At 42.4% G+C, this 20,060-nt stretch carries 17 protein-coding genes; 8 read left to right on the top strand and 9 right to left on the bottom strand.

Annotated features, from left to right (window positions below):
* Positions 1-121 precede the first annotated feature (121 nt).
* The 3 genes from KP803_RS06545 to KP803_RS06535 all read left to right on the top strand — a co-directional run bounded on the left by KP803_RS06545 (position 122) and on the right by KP803_RS06535 (position 4,462).
* The gene (locus KP803_RS06545; protein ID WP_248008044.1) at positions 122-1,735 is read left to right on the top strand and encodes an MFS transporter; all 1,614 of its coding nucleotides are present in this window, start codon (positions 122-124) and stop codon (positions 1,733-1,735) included.
* 206 nt (positions 1,736-1,941) lie between these two features.
* Positions 1,942-3,543, top strand: a complete 1,602-nt coding sequence (locus KP803_RS06540) for an MFS transporter (protein ID WP_248008043.1) — start codon at positions 1,942-1,944, stop codon at positions 3,541-3,543.
* A 499-nt stretch (positions 3,544-4,042) separates the two neighbouring features.
* Positions 4,043-4,462: a hypothetical protein gene (locus KP803_RS06535; protein WP_248008042.1), complete on the top strand. Its 420-nt coding sequence runs from the start codon at positions 4,043-4,045 to the stop codon at positions 4,460-4,462.
* A 79-nt stretch (positions 4,463-4,541) separates the two neighbouring features.
* Here the strand turns inward: KP803_RS06535 and KP803_RS06530 are convergent, their stop codons facing one another.
* The 3 genes from KP803_RS06530 to KP803_RS06520 all read right to left on the bottom strand — a co-directional run bounded on the left by KP803_RS06530 (position 4,542) and on the right by KP803_RS06520 (position 8,793).
* On the bottom strand, positions 4,542-5,702 hold the full coding sequence (locus KP803_RS06530) for a response regulator (RefSeq protein ID WP_248008041.1): 1,161 nt from the start codon (positions 5,700-5,702) through the stop codon (positions 4,542-4,544).
* 217 nt (positions 5,703-5,919) lie between these two features.
* Complete coding sequence (locus KP803_RS06525) at positions 5,920-7,656, bottom strand: amidohydrolase (protein WP_248008040.1); 1,737 nt, start codon at positions 7,654-7,656, stop codon at positions 5,920-5,922.
* Between the two features lie 411 nt (positions 7,657-8,067).
* Positions 8,068-8,793 (bottom strand): nitroreductase family protein, encoded by a 726-nt coding sequence (locus tag KP803_RS06520; RefSeq protein ID WP_248008039.1) that lies wholly within the window; start codon positions 8,791-8,793, stop codon positions 8,068-8,070.
* Between the two features lie 210 nt (positions 8,794-9,003).
* On the opposite strand from KP803_RS06520, the gene KP803_RS06515 reads away from it, so the two are divergent.
* The 5 genes from KP803_RS06515 (at position 9,004) to KP803_RS06495 (ending at position 15,370) form a co-directional block, all read left to right on the top strand.
* A complete protein-coding gene (locus KP803_RS06515; RefSeq protein ID WP_248008038.1) occupies positions 9,004-9,396 on the top strand; it encodes a rhodanese-like domain-containing protein in 393 nt (130 codons plus the stop codon).
* Positions 9,397-9,544: 148 nt separating this feature from the next.
* Positions 9,545-10,819 (top strand): patatin-like phospholipase family protein, encoded by a 1,275-nt coding sequence (locus KP803_RS06510; protein WP_248008037.1) that lies wholly within the window; start codon positions 9,545-9,547, stop codon positions 10,817-10,819.
* A 46-nt stretch (positions 10,820-10,865) separates the two neighbouring features.
* The gene (gltS, locus tag KP803_RS06505) at positions 10,866-12,092 is read left to right on the top strand and encodes a sodium/glutamate symporter (RefSeq protein WP_248008036.1); all 1,227 of its coding nucleotides are present in this window, start codon (positions 10,866-10,868) and stop codon (positions 12,090-12,092) included.
* 279 nt (positions 12,093-12,371) lie between these two features.
* Positions 12,372-13,802, top strand: coding sequence for a catalase KatE2 (gene katE2 / locus KP803_RS06500; RefSeq protein WP_248008035.1), 1,431 nt, complete (start codon positions 12,372-12,374; stop codon positions 13,800-13,802).
* A gap of 398 nt (positions 13,803-14,200) precedes the next feature.
* Positions 14,201-15,370: a nucleotide sugar dehydrogenase gene (locus KP803_RS06495; protein WP_248008034.1), complete on the top strand. Its 1,170-nt coding sequence runs from the start codon at positions 14,201-14,203 to the stop codon at positions 15,368-15,370.
* A gap of 2 nt (positions 15,371-15,372) precedes the next feature.
* Here the strand turns inward: KP803_RS06495 and KP803_RS06490 are convergent, their stop codons facing one another.
* The 6 genes from KP803_RS06490 to KP803_RS06465 form a co-directional block, all read right to left on the bottom strand.
* Complete coding sequence (locus tag KP803_RS06490) at positions 15,373-15,828, bottom strand: MarR family winged helix-turn-helix transcriptional regulator (RefSeq protein WP_248008033.1); 456 nt, start codon at positions 15,826-15,828, stop codon at positions 15,373-15,375.
* A 10-nt stretch (positions 15,829-15,838) separates the two neighbouring features.
* Entirely contained in the window at positions 15,839-16,318 is a 480-nt protein-coding gene (locus KP803_RS06485) for a glutathione peroxidase (RefSeq protein WP_248008032.1), read from the bottom strand.
* Between the two features lie 102 nt (positions 16,319-16,420).
* A complete protein-coding gene (locus tag KP803_RS06480; RefSeq protein ID WP_248008031.1) occupies positions 16,421-16,855 on the bottom strand; it encodes a hypothetical protein in 435 nt (144 codons plus the stop codon).
* A 209-nt stretch (positions 16,856-17,064) separates the two neighbouring features.
* On the bottom strand, positions 17,065-17,901 hold the full coding sequence (locus KP803_RS06475) for a carbohydrate ABC transporter permease (RefSeq protein ID WP_248008030.1): 837 nt from the start codon (positions 17,899-17,901) through the stop codon (positions 17,065-17,067).
* A 2-nt stretch (positions 17,902-17,903) separates the two neighbouring features.
* Positions 17,904-18,896, bottom strand: a complete 993-nt coding sequence (locus KP803_RS06470; RefSeq protein WP_248008029.1) for a carbohydrate ABC transporter permease — start codon at positions 18,894-18,896, stop codon at positions 17,904-17,906.
* Positions 18,897-18,898: 2 nt separating this feature from the next.
* The gene (locus KP803_RS06465; protein WP_248008028.1) at positions 18,899-19,999 is read right to left on the bottom strand and encodes an ABC transporter ATP-binding protein; all 1,101 of its coding nucleotides are present in this window, start codon (positions 19,997-19,999) and stop codon (positions 18,899-18,901) included.
* Positions 20,000-20,060: the final 61 nt, after the last annotated feature.

The raw sequence follows: 20,060 nt of genomic DNA, 5'->3' as shown, positions 1-20,060 counted from the left end.
TCAAGAATACTTTTTAATGTTGGATGATAGATGCCGTAGCACGGTCTAATAGTTGCGTTCAAAACTAATTTGAAATAACAACTTCCGAGCAACGGCTCTACAACAGATTAAGGTATCCACAATGACGGTATCAGTGTCAAACAACCCTACGGCAGAACAAACAGGACTCGCAAAATGGTTCCCACTTATCGTTCTACTAATGGCTCAATTCTCAACAATGGCAGACAACTCTGGTCTTGCTATTTCGACAGACGCGCTAATCGCACTTCACGCTGCGACTATGCCACAAATTCAAATGGCTAACGCTATGTACCCGCTAATTGCTGGTGCTGGTATGATTGCTGGTGGTCTTAGTGGACTACTAATCGGTTGGAAACGCCAAATGATCATTGGCGCGGGCATGATGGCAGCAGCTTCTTTCGGTGCCGCTCTTGCGCCAAACATGGAAGTTCTTAACTACGGTGCTCGTGTTCTTGCTGGCCTTGGTGCTTGTTTCCTTATCCCAGCTGTACTTGCAAACGTTGCTGGTATCTACAAAGGTAAAGACCAAGCAATCGCGTTCTCAGCTATCGCCGCTTTAGTTGGCCTAGCAAGTGCTTTAACACCACTTATCTTTGGCTTTATTCTTGACAATGCGAGCTTCTCAGTTGCGTTCATGGGCCTTGGCGTTTACTGCCTGATCGTTATGTTTGGTTCAATGAAGCTACCTGAACTGCCAAAAGCAGAGTTTAAAGGTAAATTCGACATTGTTGGTGTTCTATTAGCCGGTGCTGGCCTTCTATGTTTCGTAACAGGTCTTCTAAAAATCGCTGAGTGGGGTCTAATTGCACCACTGACTGATTTCGCATTCCTAGGCATGTCTCCTGCTCTATTTGTTATCGCATTCGGTGGCGTTTTACTTAAACTTATGATGGTTTGGGAAAAGCGTTTTGAAGAAGCAGGTAACACTCCACTACTTCCACGTTCATACGTAGAGAAGCCACAAGTTGTTGTTGGTCTAGTTCTTTGTGCAACTATCTTCCTTCTGTTCGGCGCGACGGGCTTCATCAACGTTTCGTACATGCAGTTAGTCGCAGGTATGAGCGCGTTCGCCTCTGGTATGGCTCTGTGTGCATTTGCACTAGGTATGATTATCGGTTCACTAGGTGCTCCAGCTAAACTTGGTCACCTAAGCTGTCAACGTATTTGTCAGTACGGCTTCATCATTGCTGCAGCTGGTACGGCTCTAATGTTCTTTGGTTTTACTGCTGAAGGTATCACATTCTGGCAGTACATCTCACTGACTGTCTTCGGTATTGGTGCAGGCCTTCTGGCTTCTCAAGCATCTATCGTTGTTACTTCAGCTCTTTCTGAGAAAGAAGCAATGCAGTCTGGTGGTATCCAAGCAACTTCACGTAACATTGGTCAAGCATTTGGTGTTGCTATCCTTGGTACCGTAATGCTTTTCTCTCTAACGGGCGAAATTAAAAACGGCGTGATGGACCACGAAGCAATCTCTGCTGAAACTAAGCAAATCATTGTTGACGCACCATCACTACCATTCGTATCAAATGAAATGGCCCGTGACCTAATGGTAACGGCTGAAATTCCTGCTCAAGAGCAAGAAACAGTTATCGCAGTAATGGCTGAATCTCGTCTAGCTTCTGTACACTACGCGCTATACACACTTATCGCACTTATGATGGGTGGTTTGGCACTTTGTTCGAAACTTCCTAAACGTTCGTTAATGGACTAATTAACGCATGTAAGAGCCCCAACAGTGTTGGGGCTTTTTTATCCTTATAAGCGGCGAGATGACATCTGTAAATTGATATTACTCATGTTATATTTCTATATACAACGGAGCGAACAACCATCTTTTAATTTTTGCATTGGACGCAGTGATACCCTCTTAGACTGATATTTATAATGAGGATGTTCACTAATAAAAGAATAATAATTATGACAACTCCCCTTACTGACATCCAAAAACGATTGCTGATCATTCTATGTCTGGCACAGTTCACCATTTCAGCCGATATAGCCAATCTCTCAATTGCTACCTCTACACTTGTTTCAACATTTCAAACCGATATTTCAGCCATAAAAACCCTAGGTACAATTCAACCATTAGTTGGGGCTGCACTTATGCTTCCTGCGGGCCTTATAGGACTGTTCATTGGTTGGCGAGTGATGCTTATTACTGGCGCAGTGATAGGGTTTATTGCAACTCTACTGTTTGTTATGGCACCTAATGTTGAGTTTGTTACCTTCTTAGCAAGACCACTTACAGGCATAGCTTCAGCATTAATATTACCGGCCATTCTTGCACTTGTTTCTGCTCGCTTCCCTGGTAAGAGTCGTGCGCTTGCTTTTGGGGTTCTCGCGGCATCAGGTGGGTTGGCTGCCGCGATTGTGCCTATGACGAGCGGATTTATGATGGATCATGCTTCTTGGTCCCTACCCTTTATTTGTATGAGTGCTTTCTACTTATTCACAACAGTATTGGCCATTCGAGGCATCCCACCAATGTGTACAGAAAGTCCTGAGTCATTCGACTTTAAGGGTGTTGCATTAAGTTCTGCAGGGATCGTACTTGTCGTACTTGGCCTAATAAAAGCACCGAGCTGGGGGTTGTCGAAAGCCAATCTAAAAGCCGATATCCCACTATGGTATACCGATTTCACCCATGTAAGTCCATCGGCGGTATTGGTTCTAGTTGGTCTACTGTCGCTATTTACTTTTTACTTTCAGCAACGACAACGAGAGAATAATCAAAAAACTGCGCTATTGCCGACACATTGGCTCAAGAATACTCAATGTGGATGCGGTTTTTTATTGCTCGCCTTTATGTATATGATTTTAGGTGGCGTTAGTTTTATTATTATTACTTATTTACAAGTCGCCATTGCATTAAGTTCTTCCCACTCTGGTTTCGTTATTCTTCTGTTCTCAATATGCATGATTGCCTTCTCAATCATTAGCCCAATTCTTTTCAAATCCAAATCACCTCGATTCTTATGCTCTACCGCTTTCATTGGTTTAGCTTGCTCAGCGATTATCTTAATACTTTCTAGCGGCACGACTCACATCCATGTTCCTTTTTACTTTGGTATGTTGCTGACTGGGGCTTCTATGGGAGTATTGGCTTCTCAGTGTCCAGCTATCATTACCAATGCTCTAGGAGAAGCAGACGCAGCTCAGTCTAGTGGCTTACAAGCGACCATTCGTAATATTGGACTCGTTTTAGGGATTTGTTTACTCGGGGGGACACAACAAGCGGCACTTGAGCATTCTGTCCGACAACACAACGAACAGTCTAAAGAGCTGTTCCCGGCACACTTTGTTGCACAGGTTAAAGATAGCCCTTCACTTCCGTATTTGGATGATATTAGAGTTGCCAACATTGCAGACTCATACGGTATGGATCACAAACAAATTGATACCTTATTGATCTTAAATGCAGATTCGAGGCTAACAAGCTTTCAGAAAGCGCTAATGATGATGATATTCCTAGCGAGCTTAGGGATCATTACCAGTACCCGATTAACGAAAGAAGAATAACCCGAACTATAAGTATATAAATCGACAAATACCGTATAACATTAAACAGAGTAATAATATTATTATTACTTTGTTTAATATTTAAATAACCATAACAAATAATATAGTGACTAACATCCCTCTCATCTCCCCTGCTCTTCCATAACGCTTAAGACCATATTATATAATCGTCTAACCCAGCATTACCCACAACTAAAAGCCCATTTAACCTAGTTATTTGAAACCATTAACCCACCTTCACCAACTCCCCCAAAGCATTGATAAGTAGCAATATAAACCTTTAACACAGACACTCACATCTAAAAAATGAACTCACAACAAGTCAACATGTAAATAATTATAAAAAGTAGATTTAAGAAAAAATTGATAAAGACTCGTTTCAGTCGATATTTACTTTCCGCCTATATTTATATAATTATCACTTCAATGTTGAGCACTACGAAATATATACGTGGTGTCAGAAGCGTTAAACCTACACATTATTATTGAGAACGTACTTATGAAAATGGTAAAAGAAGTTGCAGCGTGCAGCGTCATCGGCACAGTGGTTATGGTCGGATACGGTATTGCTTGGAACTGGGTTACGGTAGAAAATGTTGGTATGGGTGCAATATCTGCCTTGATCATGGCTGTAATTGTTAAGCTCTCGGTCGCTTTCGAAAAAATAACGTCCACCTTTTGTTTAAAACAAAAGTCCCTTGCTAAAGCAAAACGTGTTTTCACTTCTTGGCTTATCTTAGTCGGCTCTAAAGTCGCTGCCATGGGTGCTATTGTTATACTGTTCGGCGAGCAAGTACAGTTCTCTGGGCCTGCAAGCGGTGTTGTCGCATTCTACCTAACTATAATGTCAATACTCATCATCGAATCGATGTTAGGTAAAGTAATGAGCAAACGTAGATTACAGCCAATCACAGATTAAAAAAATTCCCTCTCATAATCCCCTGTTGTGACAGTGACGCATAACAGGGCTATTTCTCTATCGATGTAGTTTATGGCCCCTAAAAAAGCTCAACATCACCACAATCATCTTCTTTAGGTGCCTCATCACTGGGCACTGTTAACATGTCAGCATTCTCAATTTTATTGACCAATTCCTCCAATGTTCCTTGCATCTGGGTTAAGTCGTCCTTTGCAAACTCCATTCGTTTAAGTCCTGACTTAAACAAAGCGGACAATGCCTCTTCTTGTTCATATGAGAGCCCAAGAAAATGGTAACTGGCTTCAAGCTCTTCTTTCGATTCGTTTAAGTTTTCTTCGGAAATGACATCAAATTGATCGATACGGACTGCAACTTGTTGAGCCGTATTAGCGATATCTTTGACAATATCTAACATCATATTCTGTCGCCGAATATCTTGATGCTTTGCTTCCAACCCCTCAATAACAAAAGCGAAAATATCTCTAATTTGCCCGACCAACCTTTCGTCATCTGGCAAATTTTTAATTAGAATTGCGCAGTTTTTATCATTGAATATCAACCGATTATGAAACTGGAAAATACGTCCTTTTGAATGCAGTAAATCAAATATGTTTCGCTCTATTGGGTTGACTACACCCGTCTTATTGTCGAAATAATGATCTTCTTCTTCCCGCACGACCATCGAGGTATGTAAATCCATAGCGTTCGCGGTTTGAAACACTGTAAAACTCAATTGTTCTATATACTGGCAATAAGAAAGGTTGCGGAAAAACTGGACAACAAGCCCATGTTGACTTGCTTCTTTCATAAACTCTGTTGATGCCGATTTCGCCTCTTCGTAATCAGAGCGAAGTTTTTGTTTTTCAATTAAATAGTTATCTATTACCCGCAACTTAGCCGTCAACTCTTGATACTCAAAAGGACGGATTAATACGTCCGTAGCACCCACTTCATACGCTTTCAACCGCTCATCCATTGAGGTGTTTTCTGTCATAAAAACCACGGCGAAATCTTGGTATGACTCTAGCGACTTTAGACCTTTGTAGAATTCAATGGTCGGCTCATTGTTTAACTGGGTATCCAACAAGACAATATGGGGTTGGTGCGTTTCAATAAGATCCTGCGCGCAATTAAAGTTTGTGGCGACATCGACCTCATAACTCCCTTTTAATTGCTCAACCATTTTATTGCAAAATTCAACATCTGATTCGATGATTAATAACTTATGTAAATCAACCATGACTTTTCCTATGCCAACTACGCTCTTAATATCTCTTTTATCGTATATAAGAGATTTCTTTATTAATTGAGTGTAGCAGTTGCTGCATGAGATCAAGGACTTTATGTGATCTTCCCCCAGTAACCTTGTTTGCTGCACACCTCCATTTTTTATCAGGTAAAAAAAAGGCCTAGCTCGAAAACTAGGCCTTAACAGTATGTTCGGTACAAGAAAGAATTTACGCTTGGATAAGCGCTGCAGTTTCTGCCTTTGCTTGTACGTTGTGGATACTCACGTCGCCACCTAGCATTGTTGCATGAACTTTAATGTTCTTCACATCTTGCTTCGCAACTTCTAGAGGGTTTTGATCAAGAATAGCCATGTCTGCAAGTTTACCCACTTCAATAGAGCCGATCATGTTCTCTTGCTCCATCAGGTAAGCAGCGCCCATAGTAACCGCATGAAGCGCTTGTTCAGCCGTTAAACACTCATCTTCACCGTAAACTTTACCTGAGAAAACACATTGGCGGTTCATTGCACCCCACATCATGAACAACGGGTTTACCTGTGTTACTACGTCATCACAATGAATTGAGAACGGAACGCCTTTCTTCGCTGAAGTCGCGAATGGGTTCAGAGTCTTAACACGCTCAGGACCAACCGTTTGAGTTGCGTGTACATCACCCCAGAACGGAATGTGTGTACCAAATAAGTTATGAACAACACCCAGCTTGTTCATACGATCCATCTGCTCTGGTGTTACCATTTGGTTGTGCTCTAAACAGTGGCGTACGTTTGGTTGCGGGCACTCTGTTTGCATGCGCTCAATTAGATCAAGTAGTTTAGTCGTACAACCTTCACCATTACAGTGGAAAGAGATGCTGTAACCTAGTTTGTGTGCATAGAACACATCGGCGTACATTTTCTCATCATCGTACTGGAAGTGCCCACTCTCTTTGCCGTTGTAGTACTTATCACCTTCTTCTAGTGCCGCTGTAAAACCTTGGATTGAGCCATCTGTATTCAGGTATTTAACTTTCGTTGCAAATAGTCGGTCATTACTCGCTGCTTTAAATGCTTCAATCTCTTCAGCTTTAAAGTTTGGAACTAATGGATATGCCGACAGACGTGCTTTAAACATTGGCATTTGAGAAAGAGCTTGATATAGCGGGTAAGGGTTTTGCGGAACTCCCATACCACAATCAGACATAGTCGTTACACCAAGGCGATTCGTGCTATCAGCATAACCAACCATTGCTGCAACAGCATCTTCTGGGCCACCTAGGTCGAATGCTCCAGCTTGAATTGAACGTAAAATATCTGGCATTTCCGCGACTTCACCCGTCAAGCGACCATCCTTTTGGAATACAAATGCAGGGTTGTCATCAAGACTGTAACCAACCTTCTCAATAGCCAAGCTGTTTACTACACTTACGTGACATGAAGCGTGCATGAATAAAATAGGTGAATCAGAACAGATAGAATCTAAGTAATCTCGGTCAATAACAGAGCCATCGTTCATAAGAAGAGGGTCTAAGCCCCACAGGTTAAGCCATTCACCTTTTTTTCCTGCGTTATTGTGTTCAGCAATGAAAGCGTTTAACGTTGCTGTTAGTTCATCTTTCGTTACGCTTGCCGGAAGAGTTTTACCGCCTGAACCTGTTCTTTCGATTTGACCGCCATAGCCAAAACGAGCAGTAAATAGTGCAGCACCAAGTGGGTGCATGTGCGCTTCAATGAAACCAGGAACGATGGTTTTTTCTTTGAACTCTTCATTCAAAGTGTACGCGATAGACTCGTTAGAAAGGAAGGTTTCAGCTTGTTCAACCGTACCAACGAATGTGATTTTTCCACCTTGTACTACAACCGCTTTTGCCATTGGTTGCTGTTCGTTAACCGTAATAAAGTTACCCGAGTAAAGAACTGCATCTTCGTTGTATGCAATACCTGGCTTTAGGATGGTTTGTGTTGTCATTTTTATGCTCCACGTATTTGTAGGATTCAATCAAAACTTGATTACGCAAACACATTGCCAGAACCACAAATGCCGTCGAGAATTAACAAATGAATTAAAATACTTAAAAATAATGAAGGCTAATTTATTATCAGTAAAAAAAAATAAAAATATCTATAAGTGCCGATATTAACGCTAACTTATTGAAAAAAAGACCTAGCTAAAACTAGGTCTTAATTACATAAAAGAGAATGTTGGGATTATGTTTCAGCGAATACAGCGGCTTCAACATTTACAATTAAACTTACATATCAACGAATTCAAGGTTGGCTACTGGGAAGTCACAGAAGTTAAGTCAAAGCATAAGTGCGTTATTAAGGCATATTCAGATGAATTACGAGCCAGTTTTCAAAGCTTCAGCTCTACCTATAGTTAGTGTGTTTTTATGACTTCTTCAGCACCAACTCTGTGCCTTTCGCTATAAATACCATCTGGTGTGCTTACGCCGCAGCTGATGATCATACAAATTTGATCACTATTATCTAACCCAAGTAGCTTTTTCGCTCGCTTCGAATCGAAACCTTCCAACGGACAAGTGTCATAACCTTTGTTTTTCATCGCATACATAAAGGTCATTGCTGCCAATGCGGCGCTTTTGTGCAAAGAGACACGAACGTCTTCTTTAGTTACTTCTCTTACCATTGGTTTATTTCGCCCAACCCATGCACTGAATAACTTTCTGCCTAATCCGCGCAAGCCAATTTTGTCATTGTTATAAATAATAGGAATGAGCTTTTCGTAGTATTTAAGAGCCCGTTTCGCTGTATCGTCATCACGATCGCCAAAGGCGTTACGAATTACATTGGCGTTCATTTCAGCACGCTGTTTCCATTTATCTGGCGTTACCGTTATAACAAGTAATTCATTGGCGGTCTTTGCGGCATTTTGTCCCATACAAATTTCAGCTAATTGAGTTCGCTTCTCTTCGCTTATCACACGGTGAAATGCCCACATCTGCATATTGCTGCTATTCGGGCTTAATGTGGCAAGCTTAATGGCCTCTTCCACATCATTATGATCAAAATCGGCTTGAGAATTGTATTTTCTAACGGAGCGACGAGCATCGACTATCTGCTCAAAAGATAAAGGCTGGGACATCGACTACTCACTATAAACTTAATACTAAAACGTGCGCATTATGAATAATTCCCGATAGCAAATGCAACCAAAATAAACCTAGGGAGTACTTACCATTGTTTCCCTGAACGCCTTATATCTAAGACTTCACACTTATCAATATGTTATCGCTTCAATGTAAAGAATGATCGCTATACTCTGAATGTCATGACTTATAAATGGAGCCAACTAATGCCGTATTTCGCCCCTCAACCTGTCACATTGTCCTCTTTTCGATATCGAATATTCAAAGCACTGCTCATTTTGGCTCTGCTGATGCTTTCATCTATTGCTCACGCTTCAGAACGGGCTGCTATAGGCTGGGAGAAGGTTGCACAAGGTGCAATTTTGATAGATGTAAGAACACTCGAGGAATACCAACAGGGTCATCTGGACGATTCCCTCTTACGCCCAGTACAAGAGATTGAAGCTTGGTATTCAAACCTGCCTAGAGACAAAGAGATAGTGCTTTATTGCCGAAGTGGTAACCGCTCAGGTATTGCCTACAGCAAACTCAAAGAGAAAGGCTTTACCCAAATACATAACGCAGGTGGCTACCAAGAGATGCTTCAAGTGAAGCCATAACTGCGATATTCCTCCCCCTGCTAGCGGTTAATTTTTACTTATATTGTCATATTTTTTGAGACAGTATAACTATCGTAGGGGGCTGACTCTCAGCTTAATACCTTATTAAACTAGCGACCTTTCGACGAACAACAACCTAGAGGCTGCAATGAAACGCCATTTCTTTCTCATTCTGACGCTGCTGATATCAGGGTGTTCCTCACGTGCTTATATTACTAACCCTGCTTCATCTGATTCCGTTTACCTAGAGGCCTCTCCCTACTCACTTGAGCAGAAAGCAAGCCAGCTAAACCAATCAGACACCTTAGTATTGGTCAGCTTTTCTGGTGGAGGCACAAGGGCGGCAGCTCTTTCCTACGGCGTACTTAAAGGGCTCAATGACTACGAACTCGAGGACACCTCGTTGCTTGAACAAGTTTCCGTCATTAGCTCGGTTTCTGGAGGAAGCTTTACCGCCGCCTACTATGGCATCCACGGGAATGAGATATTTAATCACTATGAAGAGGACTTTTTATACCGAGATGTATCAAGAGGTTTGCTCGATATTTTATTAAGCCCTTCGTATTGGTTTTCGAGTTTAGATCGAAGCACCGCAGCTGCCAATTTTTATCACGATGAACTGTTTGATCAGGCGACGTTCTCCGATATGTCTCAAGACGGCCCTATGATTGTCATCAATGCGACAGACCTAGGTGGTGGTGTGCGATTCTCGTTCATACAAGAATACTTTGATTTACTCTGTACCGATCTCAACGATTATTCGGTTGCTCAAGCTGTAACGGCATCTTCGGCCGTGCCTTTTATTTTCCAACCCGTCGTACTGCAAAACCACTCAGGGTGTAATAATCAATTCAACCACCCGCTTGATGAGCGCGGTGAAGCGTCACTGAATTCAGCTTATTTAGCTTCAACAAAAAAAGGGCTTGCTAGTTATTCGGATAAAGAAGAAAGGCCATACGTTCATTTAATCGATGGAGGCATTACTGACAACCTAGGAGTGTTGGCGCTTTATGATGTCATCGAAGCACAAATGGCCTCTTTTAGTCATATGAAGTCAGAGATAAATAATATTGTCATTATTTCTGTTGATGCCTCTACTCAACCGGATTGGAACATCGATCAATCTTCCCAGCCCCCATCCACGAAAAACACCTTAGGCGCGGTGACGGATATCCAACTGCACCGATACAATGATTTGACCAAGCGTCTAATAAATGAACGACTAATACAGTGGGAACAAAAAGAGAGTCACAGATCTTCATATTTTATTGATATTAATCTACTAGATGCACATGATAGAGAAGCATTGTTTGAGATACCAACTGATTTTTCACTAGAAGAACAACAAGTTGACGCTCTGATCCAACACGGATACCAAGCGATCATGAGCAACGAAACGCTCGACAATTTATTAACCCAATAATCTGAGTATCATCGGTTGATACTCCTACGCCATCATCAGAGGAATTATGAATTATTTAGAAGGTGTTCTACACATAGAGTCTTTTTTGGCCGTTACACTCGGAATTGTTGTTCTATTTATCGGTCGCAGGCTGACTCAATCGAGTTACTACCTCAGAGAATTCAGCATTCCTGAGCCTGTCTCCGGTGGTATCTTGGTCTCTGTGCTCTTTGCTATTTTGCATTACGTTACCCAGATCGACATCAGCTTTGATCTTGCCGCTCGTGATTTGCTTCTTGTGTACTTTTTTACCACTATTGGTATTAATGCGAGTCTCTCTGACTTGTTTAAAGGCGGTAAGCCGCTGATGATATTATTGGCTATCACTATCGGCTACATGGTGGTTCAAAATCTCACTGGCATAGGTATCGCGACATTATTGGGCCAACCAGAAGCGTTTGGTTTATTAAGTGGCAGCATTTCACTGATTGGTGGTCATGGTACCGCCATCGCTTGGTCTCCTAGAGTGGGTGAAATGTTCGATTTAGATACTGCGATGGAGATTGGCATTGCAAGCGCCACATTTGGATTGATTTTGGCAAGTTTAATGGGCGGTCCAATCGCTAAATTCCTTATCAAACGACACAATCTAAAAGCCAACCCAGATGAAGCGCCTGATGTCGGCACCGACCAAGCTAAGCCTCAGCCACAAATCAACGCCTATGACTTCCTAGATGCTGTATTAGCGATTCATGTTTGTATCATTTTAGGTGCAGTACTTAACGAAGTGATCGATTCATTTGGGCTTCAACTACCTCTATTTGTTAGCTGTTTGTTCGCAGGTATCTTAATTTCAAACCTTATCCCTAAATCTTACCCTAGACTCACCGGAACTCGCTGGCCTTCTCGCCAACCCGCTGTTGCACTCATAGCTGATATTGCATTGGGTTCATTTTTGGCGATGTCATTGATGAGTATGCAGCTTTGGGTATTGATCGATTTAGCAGGGCCTATTTTTGTCATTCTGTTCGCACAGTTTATTATCGCCATCTCTATCGCAATATTCGTGATATTCCCGTTAATGGGGAAAAGTTACGACGCTGCGGTGATCTGCTCTGGCTTTGGGGGCATATCTCTAGGTTCAACACCTACCGCCATGGCAAACATGTCAGCGGTGACGCAAAAGTACGGTAATTCACACCAAGCGTTTATTATCGTTCCGTTGGTCTGCGCATTCTTCATCGACCTTGCAAACGCAATTATGATTCCTTATTTCATTAATGCTATTTCTTAAATTACAAAATAGACATACCCCATATGACAAATTAAGTATATGGGGTTTTCTTATAATGTATCAATATATTCATACCAATAACTTATTCAAAATTAGTATCAAGATTAATAGACAAAGGCATATAGATACTTCCTATTACAATAATAGGTTCATTCAAATATACCTCGCGAACAAAATTATCTACTCTTATTCCATCAGTTGAACAATTAACACCACTAACTATAAAGAGTCCTATTGTAGTCAAACCACTGCTTTAAACTCTTGTTAAGGAAGAAGAATATGAGTAAGAAACTAACTACTGCTGCTGGGTGCCCTGTCGCTCACAACCAAAATTCAATGACTGCAGGGCCACGTGGCCCTCAGCTTCTGCAAGATGTATGGTTCCTAGAAAAACTCGCTCATTTTGATCGTGAAGTGATTCCAGAACGCCGTATGCACGCTAAAGGCTCAGGTGCTTACGGTAAATTCACAGTGACTAACGATATTTCAAAATATAGCCGTGCGAAAATATTCTCTGAAGTAGGTAAAGAAACAGAACTGTTTGCTCGCTTTACTACTGTTGCTGGCGAGCGTGGTGCAGCTGATGCCGAGCGTGATATCCGCGGATTCGCATTAAAGTTCTACACCGAAGAAGGTAACTGGGACCTAGTAGGTAACAACACACCGGTCTTCTTCCTACGTGACCCTCTAAAATTCCCAGATCTAAACCACGCGGTTAAACGTGACCCTCGCACTAACATGCGCAGTGCAACCAACAACTGGGATTTCTGGACATCACTGCCTGAAGCATTCCACCAAGTTACCATTGTTATGAGTGACCGTGGAATTCCTGCAACATACCGTCACATGCACGGCTTTGGTAGCCACACGTTTAGCTTCATCAATTCTGATAATGAGCGTTACTGGGTGAAGTTCCACTTCAAATCTCAGCAAGGTATTAAAAATCTAACTGACCAAGAAGCACAAGAGATCTGTGGCAAAGACCGTGAAAGCCACCATCGTGACCTGTATGACAGCATTGAAAACAAAGACTTCCCGAAATGGAAGATGTACGTTCAGATCATGCCAGAGCTTGAAGCGGAACAGGTTAACTTCAACCCATTTGATTTAACGCGCGTTTGGTCTCAAAAAGACTACCCACTGATTGAAGTCGGTGAATTTGAATTAAACCGTAATCCTGAAAACTTCTACGCTGAAGTTGAGCAATCAGCATTTAACCCTGGTGCGGTTGTACCGGGTATTGGATTCTCGCCAGACAAAATGCTACAAGGTCGCTTGTTTGCGTATGGCGATGCACAGCGTTATCGCTTAGGTGTTAACCATCACCAAATTCCTGTTAACGCGCCACGCTGCCCTGTAAACAGCTACCACCGTGATGGTGCAATGCGTGTAGACGGAAACTTCGGATCGACTATCGGTTATGAACCAAACCACAAACAAGAGTGGCAAGAGCAGCCAGATTATTCAGAGCCACCAATGAAGATCTCAGGTGATGCTGACCACTACGATCATCAAGTCGAAGACGATTACTTCACTCAAGCCGGTGACCTATTCCGATTGATGACTGCAGATCAACGTCAGGTTCTACTAGAAAATACAGCTCGCTCACTCGATGGGGTGCCAGCGTTTATTCAGCAGCGCCACGTTGATCACGCTTACCAAGCCGATGAAGCGTATGGCAAAGGTCTAGAAACTCTACTAGGTTTATAAGAACAATAAAAAGCGAGGCGCTACGACGCCTCGCATATTCTGAAACAATCACAGGAAGGCTTATCATGAAGAATCTATCTTTTTTCAAACTGTTCGATACCACTGAACTGTTTATTTTTTATTAGTTCAAGGTTGACCTTACGCCCGATGTCACTCGCAACAGGCTAGGAACTAGAGCGTTAGTTTCTCAAACAGTACAAATATATCCGCCTACACCCCTTAGGTTTCTGACACGCTTTACTCAATAAGGAGATGTCTTAATCTGTTCATTTATTCAACAAAAAACTGCAATATAGATCACCTAGCATGCTATTCATAACGTTAAGCGGCCTCTTTCTATACCGACATGATAAATCATTAGAAAGCGCCCGCATGAATAGCAAATGAGTAGAGGTGATATGAGGATTACAGTCGTTGGTTGTGGTTATGTGGGTCTATCAAATGCCGTGTTACTGGCGAAAAATAACCTCGTTACTCTGCTAGATATAGATGAAGAAAAAGTCACTAATATTCAAAATGGCATCAGTCCAATATCAGACCCTGAGATTGAAGATCATCTCAAGAACCACTCCCTCTCTCTTACTGCGACAACAAATAAGTACCATGCCTATTGCAATGCAAACTACATCATTATCGCTACTCCAACCAATTATGACGTTAACACCAACGCATTTGATACCGCAAGTGTCGAGTCAGTCATTCAACAAGTCACCCTGATTAACCCAAGTGCGACCATCGTCATCAAATCAACGGTACCTGTAGGTTTCACCAAGCAGATCTCACAGAAACTAGAGGTTGCTACTGTCATTTTCTCACCAGAGTTTTTAAGAGAAGGGAGAGCTTTGTACGACAACCTCTACCCATCTCGTATTATTGTTGGGGAACGTAGTCAGCGAGCACATGTATTTGCCGAACTCATGCAAGCCGCCGCAATAAAAAAAGACATCGACATTATCCTAACTGACTCAACAGAAGCCGAAGCCGTTAAGTTATTCTCTAATACGTATTTGGCAATGCGCGTTGCCTTCTTTAATGAACTCGATTCGTATGCAGAAAGTCATGATCTAAATACCAAGCAAATTATCGACGGTGTCTGTTTAGACCCTAGAATTGGGGATCACTACAACAACCCTTCGTTTGGATATGGTGGCTATTGTTTGCCAAAAGACACCAAGCAAATCCTAGCGAACTATCAAGATGTTCCTAACAACCTCATACAAGCCATCGTCGATGCGAACACCACTCGTAAAGACTTTATCACTGATGTCATATTAAAACGTGTCCCTAAAAAAGTGGGTATCTATCGTCTCATCATGAAAGCCAATTCGGATAACTTTAGAGCCTCTTCAATCAAAGGAATTATGCGACGTTTGCGTGAAAAAGGGATTGAAATAGTTGTTTATGAGCCATTACTTGAACAAGATGAGATCTATCACTCCACTATAGAAAACGACCTACAACGTTTTAAACAAAGCGTTGATGTCATTGTGACGAATCGCATTACTGAAGAGCTTGAAGATGTCATGAGCAAAGTCTATTCACGAGATGTATTTGGCAACGACGAATAGACTTATTGTTTAGAGAGTGTCCCCATCAATTCAATAAGTAGATGTTTCAATTGATGTGCTTTTTCTGGTTCAAAGTCTACCTGCTCAATCAGCTCAGAAGGTAAACACTCCAGTGTTGTTTTTAGCTCTGCTCCTTCTTTTGTGAGGGTGATGACCATTCTTCGTTCATCATTCTCATCACGCTGTCGGGAGATAAGCTCTGCTTGCTCCATGCGTTTGAGGATGGGTGTTAGAGTATTGCTATTCAGTTGCGCTTGCTTACCAATCTCACCCACGGTGATGCCCTCTTTCTCCCACAAAATCAACAATACAATGTACTGCGGATATGTCAGTTTATGCTTATCAAGTAACGGTTGATATAAGCGAGTCACCATACGAGAAGCTGCGTAAAGCGGGAAGCAGAGCTGATTTTCTAGCTTTTGCTGATCTTTACTAGAATAAGTCGTTTTGGGCATCATTGTATTCCAATTAAGCGAGGGCTTTTTGAATGTAAGACTCAATAGCATCAGGTTTGGTTGTTGGTGCAAAGCGCTTTATTGGCTGCCCATCTTTACCAATTAAGAATTTAGTAAAGTTCCACTTAATACGGCTGCCTAAAACCCCCGACAACTGCTGCTTCAAGTACACAAATAACGGATGGGCATTGTCACCATTCACTTCAATTTTCTCGCTGATAGTGAAGTCAACGCCATAGTTTATAAGACAGCCACCTTGAATCTCACTGACCGAACCCGGCTCTTGTTCACCAAACTGGTTGCACGGGCAACCTAGAATCACCAATCCCTGATCAGCGTATTGTTCATGAAGCTTTTGTAGCCCTTCATACTGAGGCGTTAAACCACATTCACTCGCTGTATTCACAACAAGGACAACCTTGCCTTCTAGTTCGCTTAGCTTTAGTTCTTTCCCTTGCAGGGTATTGATCGTTAACTTGTAAAAATCACTCATATCTGGCTCTTCTAATCTCTGACGATAGTGGATAAACCAAATATATCGTGCACGATATAATCGCACAACGATAGTACGAAAATTGAAGTAATTATTATTGTACTAACTTTGCCGTTCGATATACCAAGTACCACGACACGGACCATTCGCCAGATGCCATTTTCCTTCAATTTTGTTTTTACTCGCCATTGCAGAAAAACGGTAATCCCACTGTCGATTTGAAGCGTAAAGGAGAAGCTCTCCCTCTTCGGATACCCAACCTTGTAGTGGTGTGCCATTGTAGGTAAGGCGAAGCAGTGCTTTGCCGTTGGTAATCGTGCCGGTGATCGTAGTGCGCTCACACATATTATTGCCAGTCACATTGATACGCCTACCCAGCCACTCTCCGTCAAATTGTTTCGATACAGTAAATCCAGCTTCCTCAGGTAATTTAGGAAAGGAGCCTACATCTCTGGAGCCAAAAAGACCGTACTTACTTCCTATAATTAAGAAGACGATCGAACCTAGCAACAATGCAATTACGCGCTTTGTTTTCATTGAAACCCTTAATAACCGTGGTAAAAAAAAGGGAAGCCAAACCGTAAGAACCGTGTTTGTGCTTCCCTTTTAAATTTTCAGAATGTCATATTAGGTTAATGATAAACGACGCTTACTTATAGGTAGACGACTTGAAATTGTTATATCACTCGCGTTAAACATTGTGTCGGTTTGAGCCACCTACATGACTCAAACATTCGTTTAAACGTCTACCCTTTCACCGCACCAGACGTTAGACCCGCAATCAACTGACGTGAGCTGATAGCGAACAAGATCATTAGTGGCAATACCGCAACTGCGATACCAGTAAACATCGCGCCATATGGAATAAGCGCTGTACTGCCTTGCAATGAACGCAGCGCCAATGGAAGCGTGAACATCTCCATGTCATTCATCACAACAAGTGGACCCATAAAGTTGTTCCACTGGCCGATAAACGTCACCAAACCTAATGTACCTAATGCAGGTGTAATGAGAGGAAGAATGATTCTGAAGAAAATCGAGAATTCACCACAGCCATCCATACGAGCCGCTTCAATCAACTCTCTAGGAATAGCAGAGCTGATGTATTGACGCATAAGGAAGATCCCCATCGCACCGACTGCCATTGGAATATAAAGCGCTTTTGGTGTATTCATCCAACCTAACCAAGACATAATCAATGCGGTAGGAATCATACTTAAGAACGCTGGCAGCATCATAGTCGCCATCACAAATACGAACAGACGGTTCTTATGTTTAAACTCGAACATTGCAAACGCATAACCCGCAAGTGAACAGAACAACAAGTTCAAAATCGTCGTAATCAATGCGATGTAGAACGACCAACCTAGGTTCTTCCAGAAGTGCGGAAGGTAACCGATCAGAGCGTTCAGGTTAACGCCTAGCTGGTCACCAAACCACATAGGTGGCGGTACCGAAAGGATCGCTTGGTTATCATGAGTCGCAAAAATGAAGATGAAGTAAAACGGTATCAACATCATCAACGCACCCATGATGACAAAGGCGTACGCGACAAGCTCACTAAGTGTAAATTTGATTTTCATGATTAGCTCTCGCTCTCTTTGTCAGCAAAGATTTTGTTGTTACCCCAAGTCAGGGCTGCAATGATTAAGAATAAGAACCAAGATATTGCGGATGCGGTACCAAAGTCACCTTCTTGGAATGCTGTGATGTACATGTGCATCGCGGCTGATTTAGCGGCTTGGTCAATACCACCCGTACCATCAGTAATAATGAACGGTTCTTCAAAAATCTGCAGGCTACCAATAATCGAAAGCGTTACCGCAAAGAACATCATCGGCTTCAGCATTGGCAGAGTGATATAGAAGAACTGCTTAAGCTTGGTTGCGCCATCAATCGTTGCAGCTTCATACAGATCTTTCGGAATCGTCTGCATTGCTGATAAGTACAAGATGGTGTTCCAACCAACATAGCGCCAGAAAACAACAAACGAAACCATCGTCTTGGTGTACTCAGGCTGGTTCCAATCAATATTTTCCGTTGGGAATAGAATCGCAAACGGCTGGAAATCACCAATGCTGATCGTGCCGATTGAGGTCAACATCATGTTGATCAAGCCATAGTCACGTGAGAATAACGTGGTAAAGATCATCGCTACCGCAACGGTAGAGGTGATGTATGGCAAGAAGTACAAGCCCATGATCGTATTACGACCACGTGTAAATGCGGTATGGATAAAGAACGCCAGAGGAATAGCCACTAAGTGCTGCGGAATACCCGATGCAAGTGCCATCCAAAACGTGTTGTAAAGCGAGGTATGGAACCAATCATCACCAAGGGTAAAGATATAGTTCTCTAGCCCTACCCATTCCATTGCTCCAAACCCTGCTGCTGGCTCCCAGTAATGGAACGATAGAAACAGAGAGAACAACATTGGAAATAAACCAAAAATTGCAAATACGATAAAGAACGGGCTAATGAATACATACGGTATCCACTTGTGGCTATTGGCCTTTAGCTTCTCTATCCGAGAGACAGTTTGTACTGGCTCACTTTTAGTCATGATAGCGTCAGACATAATTACCCCTGCGCAGTGCCAGTAATTGTAAGACCTTCTAGGTCAAACAGGTGTGTACGGTTAAGATCGAAGTAAAGTTCGATTTGCTGATTTTCTAGCTCTTCTAAGCCCGTTGGCGATTCAACTTCCGCCAGTATATTTTGTCCATCCACTGAGCAGTGAAGGTGGTAATTTGAACCCAACAGTTCAACCATATTAACGGTCGCGGTTAAGGTGCCAATATTGTCAGACTGAACCGTTTGACGATTTAGATAGAAATCACTTGGGCGGATACCGTACTCAATATCGAGTGTTGGCAAATCGTGCGCTTTATTTAGCGTCACTGATTGTTCACCGACGGTAACAACCGTGTCGTCAGCAGACGTTGCTCGCGCAGAAAGGATATTCATCTCTGGCGCGCCAATGAATGTCGCCACGAACTTCGAACAAGGAGACTCGAATATCTCTTTAGGTGTACCCACTTGAGAAACATAACCGTCTTTAAGGATAACCACACGGTCAGCCAAGCTCATCGCCTCAACCTGATCGTGAGTTACGTATAACGTGGTGGTTTTGATTTTCTTATGCATCGCTTTAATTTCAGCACGCATGGTTCCACGAAGTTTCGTATCAAGGTTAGAGAGAGGTTCATCGAACAAGAAAACAGAGGGTACTCGAACCATTGCTCGGCCCATAGCAACACGCTGACGCTGACCACCAGAGAGTGCTTTCGGGTAACGTTTCAATAATGGTGTTAACTCGAGTGATTCCGCGATTTCTTTAACGTGCTGCGCAATGACTTCCTTTTTAACGCCCGCCATTTTCATTGGGAAGCCAATGTTTTTCTCTACCGTCATGTGCGGATAAAGTGCGTAGCTTTGGAATACCATCGCCGTATCGCGATCTTTCGGGTGAAGGTCATTCACTAAACGATCGCCAATTCGAATATCGCCCGAAGTAATCTCTTCCAAACCAGCAAGCATGCGAAGTGTGGTTGATTTTCCACAACCCGATGGGCCAAGGAACACCACAAACTCTCCATCATCAATATGAAGATCGAATTGCTTAACTACTTGCGTTTGACCGTACGCTTTTTTTACGTTTTCGAAAGTAACGGAACTCATTATTTGTACCTTTAGAAAAGTGGAACTTGCTAGCGATAAAGGCGGCCACAAAAGTCGTAGC

The sequence above is a fragment of the Vibrio amylolyticus genome (assembly GCF_023145695.1).
Lineage (GTDB): Bacteria > Pseudomonadota > Gammaproteobacteria > Enterobacterales > Vibrionaceae > Vibrio > Vibrio amylolyticus.
Note: the sequence above shows the minus strand (reverse complement) of the source record. Positions and strands in the feature narration are given on the sequence as shown.